Raw genomic sequence first — 14,270 nt, 5'->3', positions numbered from 1 at the left:
CGCGTGCTGACGGTTCACGGCGTCACGGTCGTGCGCATGGTGAGCGCCTGCTCCTCCAGGGCCAGCTCGACCGTGACCTCACCCAGCTCGGCGGCCGAGCCGACGTGCGTGCCGCCGCACGGGATCGACGCCTCGCCCTCGGGCAGCGCGCACGACCAGGTGCGGCGGGCGGTGAGCTCCGGCCCCGGCACATCCAGCCGCACCGGCGCGCCGGACGCCACCCAGCCCTTGAGCCGCTCGTTCACCTCGGCCGCGACCTGGGCCGGGTCCAGCCCCTCGGCGGTGAACCCCTTCTTGCGCAGCGACTTGCCCAGCCGGTAGACGTCCACGCTCCCGTACGGGACGATCCGCGAGGAGGTGATCGCGCTCTGGTCGAAGTCGGGGTGGCCGAGCCCGTCGGCGGCGGTCTCCTTGCGCCAGCGCCCGGCCAGCGCGGCGTTGAGCGCGAGCGCGGCCAGGTGGCAGGCGGTGTGCCCGGCCGAGAGCGCGGCCCGGTGGCCGGCGTCGACCACCAGGTCGACCTCGGCGCCGACCGGCAGCGGCTCCTCGGTCACGTGCACGACCAGCCACCGCCAGCCGTCGGAGCCGCGCCGCACCGGGATGCCGGAGCCGAGCGCGATCTCGCCGCCGGAGCCGGGCAGCGCGCCGGTCACGCAGTCCACGACGGTCAGCCCGCCGATGGTCCCCCGGTCGGCGGGCTGGTCGGGCCAGGTGTGGTCGAGCGGGTGGAAGGGCGTCTCGGCGGTGACGAGGCCGTGCCGCTCCCCCACCGGCACGGCCCCGACGATCGTGGAACGGCCGTTGACATGACCGTGCGGGAAGGTGACGACTGTCGAGTTCACCCCGTCATCCTGGCAGAGCGCTCGTCCTCCAGGTATCGGTTGCGCCCGGCGTACAGGCCGCTCACGAGCTGGACGACGATCACGGCCAGCATCATCGTGTACGGCAGCGCCCAGCCGCCGCCGGCCTCGCGCAGCACCCCGACGAGGAGCGGACCGGCGCCGGAGATGAGATAGCCGACGCTCTGCCCGAACGCCGACAGCGCGCCGGTGGCCTCGGGCGTGCGGGTGCGCAGTGCCAGCATGGTCAGCGCGAGCGGGAACGAGCCCATGCCGATCGCCACGAACACCACCCAGACCGGCGCGGTCGAGGCGGGCGCGAACCACAGCCCGAAGAAGCCGATGACGTAGGCGACGACCAGGCCGACCACGATGGGCCGCTGGTCGCGGAAGCGCGAGGCGACGACCGGGATCAGGACGGAGACGGGGATGTTCAGCGCGGTGAACACGCCGAGGACCATCCCGGCCTGCGCGGTGGTGTAGCCGGAGTCGGTGAGGATCGTGGCCAGCCAGCCGAACATGATGTAGGCGATCATCGACTGGGTGCCGAAGTAGACGGCGACCGTCCAGGCCAGCTTGCTCCTGGCCAGGCTGCGCATGCCGGCGCCGGCGCGGGCCTTGGCGCGCTCCGGCTCGCTGCGCAGCAGCGCCAGCCACGGCACGGCGGCGATCGCGGCGAACGCGGCCCACACGCCGAGCGCGACGTGCCAGTCGCCGGAGGCGCGCTCGATCGGCACGGTGGCCGCGGCGGCGAGCATGGTGCCGGTGGCCAGGGCGGTGGTGTAGACGGTCGTCATGACCCCGGTGCGGGCCGGGAAGTGGCGCTTGATCAGCGACGGGATGAGCACGTTGCCGACCGCGCCGCCCGAGAGCGCGACCGCGCTGCTGAGCAGGAAGACCGGCGCGGAGTCGACGAGCGCCCGGACGAGCATGCCGGCGCCGAGCGTGACGAGCGCGAGCAGCAGCAGGCGGTGCTGCCCGACGCGGTGGGCCAGCGTGGGCGTGATCGCGCCGACTGTGGCGAAGGCCAGCACGGGCAGCGTGGTGAGCAGGCCGGTCCCGACGCTGGTCATGCCGAGGCCGGCGGCGAGCTGGTCGAGCAGGGGGCCGACGCTGGTCACGGCGGTGCGCAGGTTGAGGGCCGCGAGGACGATTCCCAGCACGAGGAGCCAGGCGAGGGAGTTGGTTCTTCCTCGGGACTCGGGGGCGGCGAGCACAGTCATGCCGGGTCTGGTCCTCCACTCATCTAATCATGGGATGAATCATCATCTTAACAGGACCAAAACGCGCATCTATTCCGCAACCTGACAAACTCCCCGCTCAACCGGGACGCGGACATGGCAAAGCCCCCGGCTGAGCCGGGGGCCTTCGGTTGCCTGCGGGACCGTTCCTGAGCGTCTACAGGACCGGGCGCGGTCCCTGCGGGGGGTCGTCGTGGGTGCCGCCCAGCGGGCCGGGCGGGGGCAGCGGAGGACCGTCGGAGTACGGGTCGCCGCCGCCTACGGTGCCGGGCGGCATCGGCCGGTCGCTCCCGCCGAGGCTGGAGCCGTGCTGGTGCGGGCCGGGCACGTCGCCGCGCCAGGCGCCGGTCTCGCCGCCGCGCGACTCGATGAACGTCTTGAACCGCTCCATGTCGCCGCGGACGCGGAGCTTGACGAGCTGCAGCCAGTCACCGGCGGTCTCCACGAACCCCTGCGGGTCGTACTCCATCTGGAGCTTGACCCGGGTCGTGTCGGCGTCGAGCCGGTGGAAGGTGACCACGCCGGACTGGCTCGGCTTGTCGATCGACCGCCAGGCGATGCGCTCGTCCGGGTGCTGCTCCGTGATCTCGGCCTCGAACTCGCGCTTGACGCCCGCGATCTCGGTGATCCAGTGCGTGCGCGTGTCGGTGAGCTGTTTGATGGACTCGACGCCCTCCATGAACTCGGGGAAGCTCTCGAACTGGGTCCACTGGTCGTACGCGACCCTGACGGGAACATTGACGTCTACGGAGTGTTCGATCGTACTCATGGGTGACGTTGCTGCCCGTCCAGACGGCTCGCTAACGCCTGCGCAGCAGCCAGTAGAGGCCCACCAGCGGCAACACCAGTGGAATGTACAGATAGCCGCGGCCGTAACCGGACCACACGGTGGCGTCGGGGAAGGCGGCCGGGTCGAGCAGGCTCGCGGTGCCGATGACGAGGACCCCGGCCAGCTCGATGCCGAGCGCGGCCAGCGCGAGCCGCCGGGCGCCGCGCACGAGGGCGACGGTGAGCAGCACGTAGACGAGCGCGGCGAACGCCGACAGCGAGTAGGCCAGCGGCGCCTCGCCGAACCGGGTGGCGATCTGCACGCCGGCCCGCGCGCCGGCGGCCAGCGCGAACAGCCCGTACAGGGCGATCAGCGCGCGGCCGGGACCGGCGCCGATGGGGGCGTGGCTCATGCGACGCCCTGCCAGATCTGCAGCACCCGCCCGGTCATCACCGCGATCGCGAACCCGGCCACGACCAGGATCGCCGGGCCCCACCGGCTGCGCTCGGCCAGGGCGAGGAACACCCCGGCGGGCGGGATGAGCACCATGCCGCCGAGGTAGCCGAAGAGCGTGACGGTGTCGTCCGGCCCGGCGCCGCCGGCCACCGCCGCGATCACGATGCCGAGCTGCACGAGCACGGCCACTTCGAGGACGGCGAAGCCGCCCAGCAGGACCATGCCCATGGGCCGGTCGCGGATGGCGGTGATCAGGCTCGCCAGCGCGAGCAGCAGCGAGCCGGCGATGACGATCGTGGCGACGGTGGTGTTCATCGGGGGCAAGGCTATCGCCCGGGCAGGTCGCCCTCGATTCCGTCCAGCACCCAGCGCAGGCCGCGCTCGAAGGTGTCGTCGGCGCCCCGCACGCCCTGCTCGATCATGGGGGCGAGCCGGGGGAACTCGCCCGTGGCGACGAGGTCGCGGATGTAGGGCTCGGCGAGCGCGGCGCGCTCGGCGTCGTTGACGCCGTCGGCGCGGGGCCGGGCGCGCTCGGCGGCCTCGCGGACGACGAAGCCGGTCACGTAGTCGACGACCGCCGCCATCGCGCGCCAGGTCTGGAGCCGGTCCAGGCCGAGCCCGTCGAACGCGGACAGCCTGCGCTCGACGTGGCGCAGCCCGTTGGGGCCGACGGCGACGGGCTGGGAGATCAGCTCGACCCGCCAGGGGTGGCGGCGCACCAGGTCGCGCTCGGCCCTGGCGAGCCGGACCAGCGCCTCGCGCCAGTCGGCGGGCAGCGGCTCGCCGGTGTCGAGCTCGGCACTGATCTCGTCGAGCATGAGCGCGAGCAGGTCCTCCTTGCGCTCGATGTAGGTGTAGAGGCTCATCGCGCGGGCGCCGAGCTCGGCGGCGACGCGGCGGATGGAGACCGCGGCCAGCCCTTCGGCGTCGGCGACGGCCACGGCTGCGGCGACGATCGCCTCCCGGGTCAGCGCGGGGCGCCGCTGCGGCGCGGGGCGTGACCAGACGGAACTCACACCGCCATCCTAAGCCAGCCGCTACAGTGTACGAAAGTGATACGCTGTACGGCATGCGAGACGACGTACGGACCACCGGGGCAGTCGTGCTGCTCGGCGTGGTCATGACGATGCTCGACACGACGATCGTCAACGTGGCGCTCGGCCCCCTGGCGGGCGGGTTCGGCGCGAGCCTGGCCGACACGCAGTGGGTGGCGACCGGCTACCTGCTCGCCCTGGTGATGACCGTGCCCCTCTCGGGCTGGGCGGTCGGCAGGTTCGGCGCCCGGAAGGTGTGGCTGGTCTCCCTGCTGCTGTTCGGCGCCGGGTCGGCCCTGTGCGCCGCCGCCTGGTCGGTGGGCTCGCTGGTGGCCTTCCGCGCGCTCCAGGGGCTCGGCGGCGGGCTGCTGCTCCCCGTCGGGCAGGCGATGCTCGCGCGGGCGGCGGGCCCCGAGCGGATGGGCCGGGCGATGGCGCTGATCTCCGTGCCGGCGATGCTGGCGCCCGTGGCGGGGCCGGTGCTCGGCGGCGTGCTCCTCGACGGGCCGGGCTGGCGCTGGCTGTTCCTGGTCAACCTGCCCGTCTGCGCCGCCGCGCTGGTCGCGGCGGCGCTGCTGCTGCCGCGCGACGAGCCCGCCGGGGCGGCCGGGCTGGACGTCGCCGGGCTGGCCCTGCTGTCTCCCGGGCTGGCGGCGCTGGTGTTCGGCCTGTCGGAGGTCGGCGACGGCGCCTCGCCCGCCCATCCGGCGCTGTGGATCGGCGCGGCCCTGCTGGCGGCCTTCGTCGCACGCGGCCTGCGGACCCCGGCGGCGCCCGTGGCACGGGGGCCGCGGACGCCGCCGGCGCTCGTGGACCTGCGGCTGTTCGGCGACCGCGCGTTCGCGGCGGCGGTGGCGGCGCTGGCCTGTTACTCGGCGGCGGCGTTCGGCGTGATCGTGCTCATCCCGCTGCACAGCCAGCTCGCCCAGGGCGGCAGCGCGCTGGAGGCCGGCCTGCTGCTGGCCCCCCTGGGCGTCGGCGCGGCGCTCACCATGCCCCTCGCGGGCAGGCTCACCGACAGCCGGGGCCCGCGCGGCGTCGCGACCGCCGGGGTGGCGCTGGTGGTGGCGGGCATCGCCGGCTACGCGGCGTGGGGCGGGGTGCTGCCGGTGCTCGTGCTGGGGCTCGGGCACGGGCTGGTGTCGCCGTCGCTGATGGCCGCCGCGTTCCGCACCCTGGACCGGGCCGCGCTCCCGGCCGCGACCACGCTCAGCACCATCGCCGTACGGGTCGCGTCCCCGGTGGGCGTCGCGCTGGCGGCCGTGCTGCTCCAGGTGTTCACCCGGGCGGGCACGGACCGGCCGTACGCGTGGGTCTTCGGCTGCGTGCTGGCGCTGGCCGCCGTCCCGCTCGCCCCGATCGCGCTCATAGGATCGAAGGCGTGGAAAGCATCCTGGTCAGCGCGTGCCTGATGGGCCGTCGGGTGCGCTACGACGGCGGCGCCAAGACCAGCTCCGACGAGCGGCTGGCCGCCTGGTGGCGGGAGGGCCGGCTGGTGCCGTTCTGCCCGGAGGTCGAGGGCGGGCTGGCGATCCCGCGCCCGGCCGCCGAGATCGAGGGCGGCGCGGGCGGCGCGGCGGTGCTGGCCGGGACGGCCCGGGTGCTGGCGGCCGACGGCTCCGACGTCACCGCCGAGTTCGTGGCCGGCGCGCGGGCCGCGCTGGCCGCCGCCCGTGACGCCGGGGCGCGGCTGGCCGTGCTCAAGGAGGGCAGCCCGTCGTGCGGCGCGCTGGCGATCTACGACGGCACGTTCGCCGGCCGCCGGGTCGCCGGTCAGGGCGTGACGACGGCGCTGCTGGAGGAGCACGGCATCCGGGTCTTCACCGAGGAGCAGGTCGCCGAGGCAGCCGCCTACCTGCGCACCCTGGAGACGTAGAAGGCGCCGCCCAGCCCGATCCCGAGCAGCACGGCGACCGAGCGGTGATACCAGTCGAGCAGCGGGTCGGGGTCGGTCGCGCCGAACGCGACGGCCAGGATGCCCAGCAGCACCCCCGACAGCGCGGCGGCGTGCGCGTAGACGATCCCGTCCCACGCCCACGGCCGCCGCGCCAGCGCGCCGTAGCCGGCCACGGCGAGCGCGCACGCGCAGGCCGTCTCCACGATCGCGGCCGGGACGATCACCGGCTGGCTCAGCGGCACCACCGCGATCCCGGCGTGCAGCAGCGCCGCCACGGCGAAGACCACCCCGTACACCAGGCATGCGGCGCCCAGCGCCGTCCGCAACACGTCCATGCCCCCACGCTGCCACCCGCGCGGGGGCGGCGAATCCTCCCTGAGGGTGGCCGCCGGATACGACCGCCGGGGTAGCCCGGGGATCGGGAAATCAGAAAGTCCCCTTCGCGGAAACCTTCTGCCTCTCCCGGGAGTCCTTAGAGGCAGGGGCCCGGGCACGAACACGATTCGCCAACGGGGAGAGGACTCGGCCATGCCAGTCGACCTGACCAACGAACAGCCCTTGGCCTGGGATTCGGCCACGCTCGACGCCGACACCAGGGCGATGCTGGACAACCTCCAGCCGAACATCCTGCGCGCGCACGTCCGCGAGCACCTGACGGTGCTGTTCGTCCGCTTCAACGACGTCGCGGAGGGCAGGCGTTACCTGAGGAAGATCGCGGTGACCAGCATGAAGTCGGCCCGCGAGCACCTGAAGGAGGTGCGCGACCACGCCCGCGACGGGCGGCGCGGCACCCCGTACGTGGGCGTCGGCCTGAGCAAGGCCGGCTACCGCGACCTCGGCCACTCGGTCGAGGACATGCGCAGGTTCGGCGACGTGGTGTTCCGCGACGGGATGAAGCGGCGCGTCGCCGAGGTGAACGACCCGCCGGTGGAGGAGTGGGAGAACTGCTACCAGCGGGAGATCCACGCCGTCATCCTCATCGGCGACGCCGAGCCGGAGCCGGTGGCGGCGCTGCGCGAGCGGTTCCTGCGCGACCTGCCCGAGAGCGCCCGGCTGCTGGGCGAGGAGAGCGGCCAGGGCATGCGCAACCCGGCGGGCGACGGCATCGAGCACTTCGGCTACGTCGACGGCCGCAGCCAGCCGCTGTTCCTCAAGGACGAGGTGGACAAGGAGCCCGGGAAGCACTGGAACCCGGCGTTCCCGCTGAGCGGCGTCCTGGTGCCGGACCCGCTGGCGCCGGACCCGGAGCGCCACTTCGGCAGCTACTTCGTCTTCCGCAAGCTGGAGCAGAACGTCCGCGCGTTCAAGGAGATCGAGCAGGAGCTGGCCGACAGCCTGGGCCTGACGGGCGCCGACCGCGACCGGGCGGGCGCGATGCTCGTCGGCCGGTTCAAGGACGGCACCCCGCTCACGCTCAAGCCGAAGGCGGGCGGCGGCCCGGTGGTCAACGACTTCACCTTCGACGCCGACCCGGACGGCACGAAGTGCCCGTTCAGCGGGCACATCAGGAAGACGAACCCGCGCTCGTTCGGCCGTGAGGTGCTCATGGCCAGGCGGGGCCAGACCTACGGGGAGCGCGCCGACGACCCGTGGGACGACGCGCCCCCGCACACGCGCCCGAGCGGCGAGGTGGGCCTGCTGTTCATGGCCTTCAACAGCAGCCTGCTCGACCAGTTCGAGTTCACCCAGCAGAGCTGGGCCGACAACCCGGACTTCGAGCGCCCGGCCACCGGCCACGACCCGGTGATCGGCCAGGGGGCGCGTGACGTCAAGGTCACCTTCCCGAAGGTGTGGGGCGAGCCGGAGCAGTCGCCGCCGCACCGGCAGGTGCCCCAGACGGTCACGATGAAGGGCGGCGAGTACTTCTTCATGCCGTCGCTGGCCTACCTGCGCGGGCTGTGACCTGGAGGGGAGCGGCCCGCGCCGCTCCCCTCACCCGGTCAGCGGGTGGCCTGCACCTGCGCGGTCACAGCGGCGGCACTCGCCTTGGCCGCTGTCGTGCGCGCGCCGCCCGCTCCCGGCAGGCTCCGGTCGTAGGCGTAGGTGACGGCCGAGTGCACGATCGCGCCGGTGTTCACCAGCAGCGCCTTGGTGCTGACGTTGGCGATCGTGTCGCACGCCTTGTGGTAGCACGGGTCGTACGGCTCGCCGGCGGTGCCGCCGAACAGCGCCTGCTCCTCCGGCGTCTAGACGCCCTCGGCGCCGGTGAACAGCCCGCCCGCGGGGATGCCCGCCGCGATGAACGGCCCGTAGTCGGAGCGGCCGTCGAAGTCGGTGCCGACGTGGCCCAGGCGCAGCGTGTCGAAGTAGCGCGCGAAGGTCTGCTCGATCTCGGCGGATCCGGGCGGCCCGGCCGGCGCGCCCGTCGCGTCGGAGTCGTCACCGTCGTAGATCTTGTACGCGAAGTTCGGCGAGCCGATCATGTCGAAGTTCAGGTACAGCTTGATCCTGGCCAGCTCGTCGGGCGTCAGGTTCGCCACGTAGTGCTCCGAGCCGAGCAGGTTCAGCTCCTCGGCGCCCCACCAGGCGAAGCGCATCTTGTTGACCGTCGGCAGCCGCGACATGAGCAGGGCGGTCTCCAGGATGCCCGCGCTGCCGGTGCCGTTGTCGTTGATGCCGGGGCCGGGCACCACGCTGTCGAGGTGGGCGCCGAGCATGACGACGTTGTCCGGGTTGCCGCCGCGCGACTCGGCGATCACGTTGTGGGTGACGCGGATCTCGCTCTCGGTGTCGGTCGCCACGCGCATCACGGTGCCCGCGGTGGCGGCCAGTTCCTGGCCGACGGCGAAGCTCGTACCGACGACCGGGATCGTCACGGGCACGCCCAGCGTGCCCTGGAGGGTGTCGGTGCGGCCGGGCTGGCCCTCGTTGAAGATGATCAAGGCGACGGCGCCTGCCGCCTGGGCGTTCTCCGCCTTGACCCGGAAGTCGCAGGAGCCGCGCTGGACGAGCGCGATGTTGCCCGGCGTGAACCCGGCGAAGTCGGCGGCCTCGCAGCCGGAGGTGGAGCCGGGGGTGGGCGGCGGCGGGAGCTGCAGGTCGACGTTCTGGAGGGTGGCGGTGACGTCGCCGGAGCCGGAGTAGGTCATGGTCGCGAACTCGCCGACCGAGCTGCCGTCCGGCGGCGTCGGGGTGAACGTGCGCGGGTTCGGCGAGACGCGCTGCATGGCCGCCGTGGCGTTCTCCTGGAAGAACGGGAACTCGAACGGCTGCAGCGTCACCCGGTATCCGGCACGGCGCAGCTGCCCGGCCACGTAGTCGCGGGAGGCGTCGTAGCCGGGGGTGCCGGAGGCCCGGGTGCCGCCGTTGGCGTCGGCGATCCGCTGGAACGCCTCCAGGTGCCGGGTGACGAGTTGCGCCTTGACGGACCTGGCGAGCGACGAGGGGCTCGGGTCCGCCTGGGCCGGGGTGACCAGCGCGAGCGGAAGGGTGAGGGCCACGGCCAGGGTGCCGGCTCGGGCCACTCCCTTGGGGAGGTGGAAGCGCATATGGCTCCTCCGCGAAGAGGGTGAGTGTTTCGGTGTCCCCCGATTTCTTGCACGCTGTTGGAACGTAACGAGCCCGCCGCCTCCTGAAAAGACCCATAAATGGGGGTCATTTCACTGGTTTGCTGCTCTCCAGGTCTTTACCCTTTCGGCTCGCATCGCCTCACCCAACCCGGAAGGCCGGCCGGGGATCATGGCTTCAGGGGGTCGGGGCATGCTGCGGGCGTTTCTGAAGACCGAGGCGGGCAGCACCAGCGTGCTGCTCGCGGCCACGGTGCTGGCCCTGCTGTGGGCGAACTCGCCCTGGGGCGACACCTACGAGGCGTTCTGGCACACCCCGATGGGCCTGTCCTTCGGCGACGCCACCTTCTCCCTCGACCTGCGCCACTGGGTGAACGACGGGCTCATGACGATCTTCTTCTTCGTCATCGGCCTGGAGATCTCGTACGAGGCGCGGCTGGGCCAGCTCGCCGACCGGCGGCTGATCGCCGTGCCCGCGATCGCCGCGTTCGGCGGCATGATCGTGCCCGCGGCCGTCTACCTCGTCTTCAACGCGGGCGGGCCCGGCGCCGCCGGGTGGGGCGTGCCGATCGCCACCGACACCGCGTTCGTGCTCGGGCTGCTCGCCGTCGTGGGGGCCCGGTGCCCGTACCCGCTGCGGGCCTTTCTGCTCACGCTGGCCATCGTGGACGACATCCTGGCCATCATGATCATCGCGATCTTCTACACCGCGACGCTGGTGGTCCCCGCGCTGGTCACCGCGATCCTGCTGCTGGCCGCGATCGTGACCCTGCGCTGGCTGCGCATCTGGCGGGCGCCCGCCTACATCGTGCTCGGCTTCGCGCTGTGGGTGGCGACGCTGGAGAGCGGCGTCCACCCCACCCTGGTCGGCATCGCGCTCGGCGTCCTCGTGTTCGTGTACGCGCCCAGCGACCACAAGCTGCTGCGCGCCGGGGAGGCCGTGCAGGAGTTCACCTCCTCCCCCAGCCCGCGCGCGGCCGAGCGCGCCACCCGGCTGGTGCGCCGGGCGGTCTCGGTCAACGAACGGCTCCAGCTCCGCCTGCACCCGTGGAGCAGCTACGTCATCGTGCCGGTCTTCGCCCTGGCCAACGCCGGGGTCCGGCTCGACGGCGACACGCTGCGGGCCGCCGCGACCTCGCCCATCGCGCTCGGCGTCGCGCTCGGCCTGCTCCTCGGCAAGATCACCGGCATCACGCTCGGCACCTGGCTGCCGCTGCGGCTCAACTGGGGCGTGCTGCCGGGCAACCTGGTGTGGGGCCAGATCCTCGGCGGCGCGGCGGTGTCGGGCATCGGGTTCACCGTCGCCCTGTTCATCGTCGACCTGGCCTTCGAGGACCCGCTCGTGCACAGCGAGGCGAAGATCGGCATCCTGGCCGGGTCGCTGATGTCGGCGCTGCTCGGCTGGGTGATCTTCAAGCTGGCCTGGGACCGGGGCGGCGTGTGCGCCCCGCCGGGCACGGAGCCGGAGGAGGAGCTGCCGGTGCTGCTCAGCGAGCCCGTCGGGCCGGACGACCACGTGCTCGGCCCGCCCGACGCGCCGGTGACGATCGTCGAGTACGGCGACTTCGAATGCCCCTACTGCGGCCGCCTCCACCCGGTGCTCCAGGAACTGCGCCGCCGCCACCCCGACCTGCGGATCGTCTTCCGGCACTACCCGTTGCGCACCGTGCACCCGCGTGCCGTCGCCGCCGCGCTGGCCTCGGAGGGCGCGGCCCGGGGCGGCCGGTTCTGGGAGATGCACGACCTGCTGTTCCGCAACCAGCGCCACCTCACCGACGAGGACCTCGCCCGCTACGCCGCCGGGCTCGGCGTCGAACCGTGGCCGGACGTGCCCGCCCAGAGCGCCCGCGTCGCCCGCGACGAGGCGTCCGGCCACGCCGGCGGCGTCCGCGGCACGCCCACCCTGTTCGTCAACGGCCTGCGCCATCAGGGTGACTTCGACCTGGAGTCCCTGAGTGAGGCGGTGGATCTCGCGCGTCCCACCCCGTAACGTCTCTACGCGGACATCCCCTCAACGGGCTGGAGACCTGAACCGCATGTTCAACATCGGAAACTACGTCGGGATCGGCACCACCGCCCTGATCAGCGTGCTGCTGCTGGCCGGCACCGTGCTGCTGGGCATGAACCGGCGCAACCACGGCCGCGGGGCGACCCTCGGCATGTTCGGCTGCCTCGCGCTGTTCCTCGACTCGCTGGTGCGGCTCGCGCAGTTGCTGATGATCGGCGTTCTGTTGGAGTCGTTCGGCCCGGGCGGCATCGACGTCGTCTTCCTGCTGGTGAACCTGGTCTCCTTCGCGCTCATGGTGACGGGCATCTCGTTGCTGATCGCCGGCGTGATCGCCCGCCGCACCCCGCCCCAGCAGGCCGGCCCCCAGGCCCCGCAGCAGCCCCAGCCCTGGCAGCAGGGTCCGCAGCAGGGCTGGCAGCAGCAAGGACCGCAGGGCCCGTACGGCCAGCCGCAGGGGCCGCAGCCCGGTTGGCAGCAGCAGCCGCCGAGCGGGCCGCAGGGGCCGCAGGGGCCGCAGGGGCCACAGCCGGGGTGGCAGCCGCCCGCCGACGGGCCCGCCTGAGCCGTCCTCGGGCAGCCACAGGAGATGTGACAATGGTGGGAAAATCCGGCTCCGCGCGCGCGTCGAGGGGACCATGAATCCAGAGCAGCCCGGCCAGCCCGACCCCGACGTGACGATCCGGCGCCGCTGGCCCCAGCAGCCGACCGGGCCGCACCCCGCGCCCCCGTCCGGCCCGTACCCCGCTCCCCCGGCCGGGTCCCGGCCGAGGCCGCACCCCGGCCCCCAGCCCGGTCCGCAGCCGTACGGGGGCGGGCCCGTGCCCCCGCACCGGCAGGACGACCCGCCGGGCTCGTTCACCCGCCGCCTGCCCTACACCCCGGACATGCTCCCCGACGTGCCCGTGTACGAGGCCAAGGCGGCCAAGTCCGGGTGGTGGTGGATGATCCTGGTGTGCGGGGTCGCCCTGCTGGCGGCGGCGCTCACCGCCGGCTTCCTGCTCTGGGTGAACGGCGGCGCGTAGCCCAGGGTCACGCCCGGACGCTGTCCATCGTCCAGTTCGTCTCCCAGGTCCGCTCCCCGTCGACGGAGAACGCCTGCTCCCACCGGCAGGCGTCCGGCCCCTGGAGCGTCCAGAGGAACCGGCACCGCACCGGCGTCCCCTCGTGCTGGTCGTCGGCGTAGAACAGGCCCTGATCGCCGTCGAAGCCGCCGACCATGGGCGGCAGGTCGAGCACGCCCCGGGAGCTGTTGGCCCAGTAGATCGACCACTGCCGCGTCTCGGGGTTGTACAGCCGCAGGGTCAGCCCGTTGAAGCCCTTGGTGGGGAAGGTGATCTCGTCGAAGCTGGCGGCGCCGCCGAAGTGCCGGGTGGCGGTGATCCGGCCGGGGAACTCGTCCCAGGTGTCGCTGCCGGTGAGCGGCTTGACCAGGCGCCTGTTGTGGACGTTCCAGGTGCCTTCGAGGAAGTCGAAATCGTTCATGCCGGGCACCGTACGGCCGGGTCACTGACAGGTAGTGTCAGCGATGTGCGCGCTTCCCGCCTGATGTCGATCCTCCTGCTCCTGCAGACGCGCGGCCGGATGACCGCCGGGGAGCTGGCCGACCGGCTGGAGGTGTCGGTGCGCACGATCTACCGCGACGTGGAGTCGCTGCACGCGGCCGGCATCCCGCTCTACGGCGACGCCGGGCCGAGGGGCGGCTACCGGCTGCTCGACGGCTACCGGACCAAGCTGACCGGGCTGACGACCGAGGAGGCCGAGTCGCTGCCGCTGGCCGGGCTGCCCGGTCCGGCCGCCGAACTGGGGCTGGGCGCGGTGGTGACGGCGGCGCAGCTCAAGCTGATGGCGGCGCTGCCCGTGGAGCTGCGTGACCGGGCCGGGCGCATCAGGGAGCGCTTCCACCTCGACGCCCCGGGCTGGTACCGCGACCGGGAGCCGGTGGCCCACCTGCCCGCCGTGGCGGAGGCGGTGTGGAACGAGCGCCCGGTCCGGGTCCGCTACCGCCGCTGGCGCGCCCCGCAGGAGGTCGAGCGGCGGCTGGAGCCGTACGGCCTGGTCGTCAAGGCCGGGAGCTGGTATCTGGTGGCCCGCTGCGACGAGCAGGTGCGCACGTACCGGGTGTCGCAGATCCTCGACCTGCACCCGCTGCCGGGCCGGTTCGCCAGGCCGGCGGGGTTCGACCTGGCGGCGCACTGGCAGGCGTACCTGGTGGAGTTCGAGGCGCGGCTGCGGCGCGGCGAGGCGGTGCTGCGGCTGTCTCCGGGCGGGCTCGAACGGCTGCCCGGCCTGATGACGCCCGGCGTGGCGGCGGCGGCGCGGGAGAGCGCCGAACCGGAGGCGGACGGCTGGACCCGGGTGACGGTGCCGATCGAGTCGGTCGAGCACGCGACGGGCGAGTTCCTCAGGCTGGGCGCGGACGCCGAGGTGATCAGCCCGCCCGAGCTGCGCGAACGGCTGCTCGCCGTCGCCGAGCGGATGGTCGGCCTCTACCGCGCCGGTTAAGCGAGCTGCAAGCGCCTC

General features: G+C 73.2%; 17 protein-coding genes. 7 read left to right on the top strand and 10 right to left on the bottom strand.

Translation table 11 applies throughout. The features are described from left to right. Nucleotides 1-14: 14 nt before the first annotated feature. The 6 genes from AB0J53_RS36975 to AB0J53_RS36950 all read right to left on the bottom strand — a co-directional run bounded on the left by AB0J53_RS36975 (nt 15) and on the right by AB0J53_RS36950 (nt 4,321). Nucleotides 15-842 carry a metal-dependent hydrolase gene (locus AB0J53_RS36975; protein ID WP_364180908.1) on the bottom strand — a complete coding sequence of 276 codons (828 nt, stop codon included), beginning with the start codon at nt 840-842 and terminating at the stop codon, nt 15-17. After that, the gene (locus tag AB0J53_RS36970; RefSeq protein WP_364180905.1) at nt 839-2,062 is read right to left on the bottom strand and encodes an MFS transporter; all 1,224 of its coding nucleotides are present in this window, start codon (nt 2,060-2,062) and stop codon (nt 839-841) included. The genes AB0J53_RS36975 and AB0J53_RS36970 overlap by 4 nt, the downstream gene beginning before the upstream one ends. A 175-nt stretch (nt 2,063-2,237) precedes the next feature. Continuing rightward, nucleotides 2,238-2,849 carry an SRPBCC family protein gene (locus tag AB0J53_RS36965; RefSeq protein WP_364180902.1) on the bottom strand — a complete coding sequence of 204 codons (612 nt, stop codon included), beginning with the start codon at nt 2,847-2,849 and terminating at the stop codon, nt 2,238-2,240. 31 nt (nt 2,850-2,880) lie between these two features. Continuing rightward, nucleotides 2,881-3,261, bottom strand: a complete 381-nt coding sequence (locus AB0J53_RS36960; protein WP_219506825.1) for a hypothetical protein — start codon at nt 3,259-3,261, stop codon at nt 2,881-2,883. Next, nucleotides 3,258-3,620 (bottom strand): hypothetical protein, encoded by a 363-nt coding sequence (locus AB0J53_RS36955; RefSeq protein WP_357588649.1) that lies wholly within the window; start codon nt 3,618-3,620, stop codon nt 3,258-3,260. Before AB0J53_RS36955 ends, AB0J53_RS36960 begins: the two co-directional genes overlap by 4 nt. 11 nt (nt 3,621-3,631) lie before the next feature. Next, entirely contained in the window at nt 3,632-4,321 is a 690-nt protein-coding gene (locus AB0J53_RS36950; protein WP_364180897.1) for a TetR/AcrR family transcriptional regulator C-terminal domain-containing protein, read from the bottom strand. A 53-nt stretch (nt 4,322-4,374) separates the two neighbouring features. Here AB0J53_RS36950 and AB0J53_RS36945 point away from each other — a divergent pair, with 53 nt between their 5' ends. Beyond that, a complete protein-coding gene (locus AB0J53_RS36945; protein ID WP_364180894.1) occupies nt 4,375-5,751 on the top strand; it encodes a DHA2 family efflux MFS transporter permease subunit in 1,377 nt (458 codons plus the stop codon). Then, complete coding sequence (locus AB0J53_RS36940) at nt 5,721-6,215, top strand: DUF523 domain-containing protein (RefSeq protein ID WP_364180892.1); 495 nt, start codon at nt 5,721-5,723, stop codon at nt 6,213-6,215. The genes AB0J53_RS36945 and AB0J53_RS36940 overlap by 31 nt, the downstream gene beginning before the upstream one ends. On the opposite strand, the gene AB0J53_RS36935 is transcribed toward AB0J53_RS36940, so the two are convergent. Further along, complete coding sequence (locus AB0J53_RS36935; RefSeq protein ID WP_219506836.1) at nt 6,191-6,571, bottom strand: hypothetical protein; 381 nt, start codon at nt 6,569-6,571, stop codon at nt 6,191-6,193. The two genes, AB0J53_RS36940 and AB0J53_RS36935, sit on opposite strands and share 25 nt — an antisense overlap. A gap of 193 nt (nt 6,572-6,764) precedes the next feature. Between AB0J53_RS36935 and AB0J53_RS36930 the strand changes: the two genes are divergently transcribed. After that, nucleotides 6,765-8,138: a hypothetical protein gene (locus AB0J53_RS36930; RefSeq protein ID WP_364180889.1), complete on the top strand. Its 1,374-nt coding sequence runs from the start codon at nt 6,765-6,767 to the stop codon at nt 8,136-8,138. 38 nt (nt 8,139-8,176) lie between these two features. Here AB0J53_RS36930 and AB0J53_RS36925 read toward each other — a convergent pair whose 3' ends face one another. Together AB0J53_RS36925 and AB0J53_RS36920 are read right to left on the bottom strand one after the other, a co-directional pair. Further along, nucleotides 8,177-8,314 (bottom strand): hypothetical protein, encoded by a 138-nt coding sequence (locus AB0J53_RS36925; RefSeq protein WP_364180887.1) that lies wholly within the window; start codon nt 8,312-8,314, stop codon nt 8,177-8,179. Between the two features lie 108 nt (nt 8,315-8,422). After that, nucleotides 8,423-9,724 carry a M28 family peptidase gene (locus AB0J53_RS36920; RefSeq protein WP_364180884.1) on the bottom strand — a complete coding sequence of 434 codons (1,302 nt, stop codon included), beginning with the start codon at nt 9,722-9,724 and terminating at the stop codon, nt 8,423-8,425. Between the two features lie 211 nt (nt 9,725-9,935). Here AB0J53_RS36920 and nhaA point away from each other — a divergent pair, with 211 nt between their 5' ends. The 3 genes from nhaA (at nt 9,936) to AB0J53_RS36905 (ending at nt 12,772) form a co-directional block, all read left to right on the top strand. Further along, on the top strand, nt 9,936-11,732 hold the full coding sequence (gene nhaA / locus AB0J53_RS36915) for a Na+/H+ antiporter NhaA (protein ID WP_364180881.1): 1,797 nt from the start codon (nt 9,936-9,938) through the stop codon (nt 11,730-11,732). A gap of 46 nt (nt 11,733-11,778) precedes the next feature. Beyond that, nucleotides 11,779-12,312: a hypothetical protein gene (locus AB0J53_RS36910; protein ID WP_364180878.1), complete on the top strand. Its 534-nt coding sequence runs from the start codon at nt 11,779-11,781 to the stop codon at nt 12,310-12,312. Between the two features lie 73 nt (nt 12,313-12,385). After that, on the top strand, nt 12,386-12,772 hold the full coding sequence (locus AB0J53_RS36905; protein WP_364180875.1) for a hypothetical protein: 387 nt from the start codon (nt 12,386-12,388) through the stop codon (nt 12,770-12,772). A 7-nt stretch (nt 12,773-12,779) separates the two neighbouring features. Here AB0J53_RS36905 and AB0J53_RS36900 read toward each other — a convergent pair whose 3' ends face one another. After that, nucleotides 12,780-13,232, bottom strand: a complete 453-nt coding sequence (locus AB0J53_RS36900) for a hypothetical protein (RefSeq protein ID WP_219506846.1) — start codon at nt 13,230-13,232, stop codon at nt 12,780-12,782. Between the two features lie 45 nt (nt 13,233-13,277). On the opposite strand from AB0J53_RS36900, the gene AB0J53_RS36895 reads away from it, so the two are divergent. Beyond that, nucleotides 13,278-14,252: a YafY family protein gene (locus tag AB0J53_RS36895; protein ID WP_364180872.1), complete on the top strand. Its 975-nt coding sequence runs from the start codon at nt 13,278-13,280 to the stop codon at nt 14,250-14,252. Nucleotides 14,253-14,270: the final 18 nt, after the last annotated feature.

Source organism: Nonomuraea sp. NPDC049725, assembly GCF_040674795.1.
GTDB lineage: Bacteria > Actinomycetota > Actinomycetes > Streptosporangiales > Streptosporangiaceae > Nonomuraea > Nonomuraea ceibae.
The sequence above is the reverse complement of the archived record's forward strand: the minus strand, read 5'-3'. Positions and strand labels throughout refer to the sequence as shown.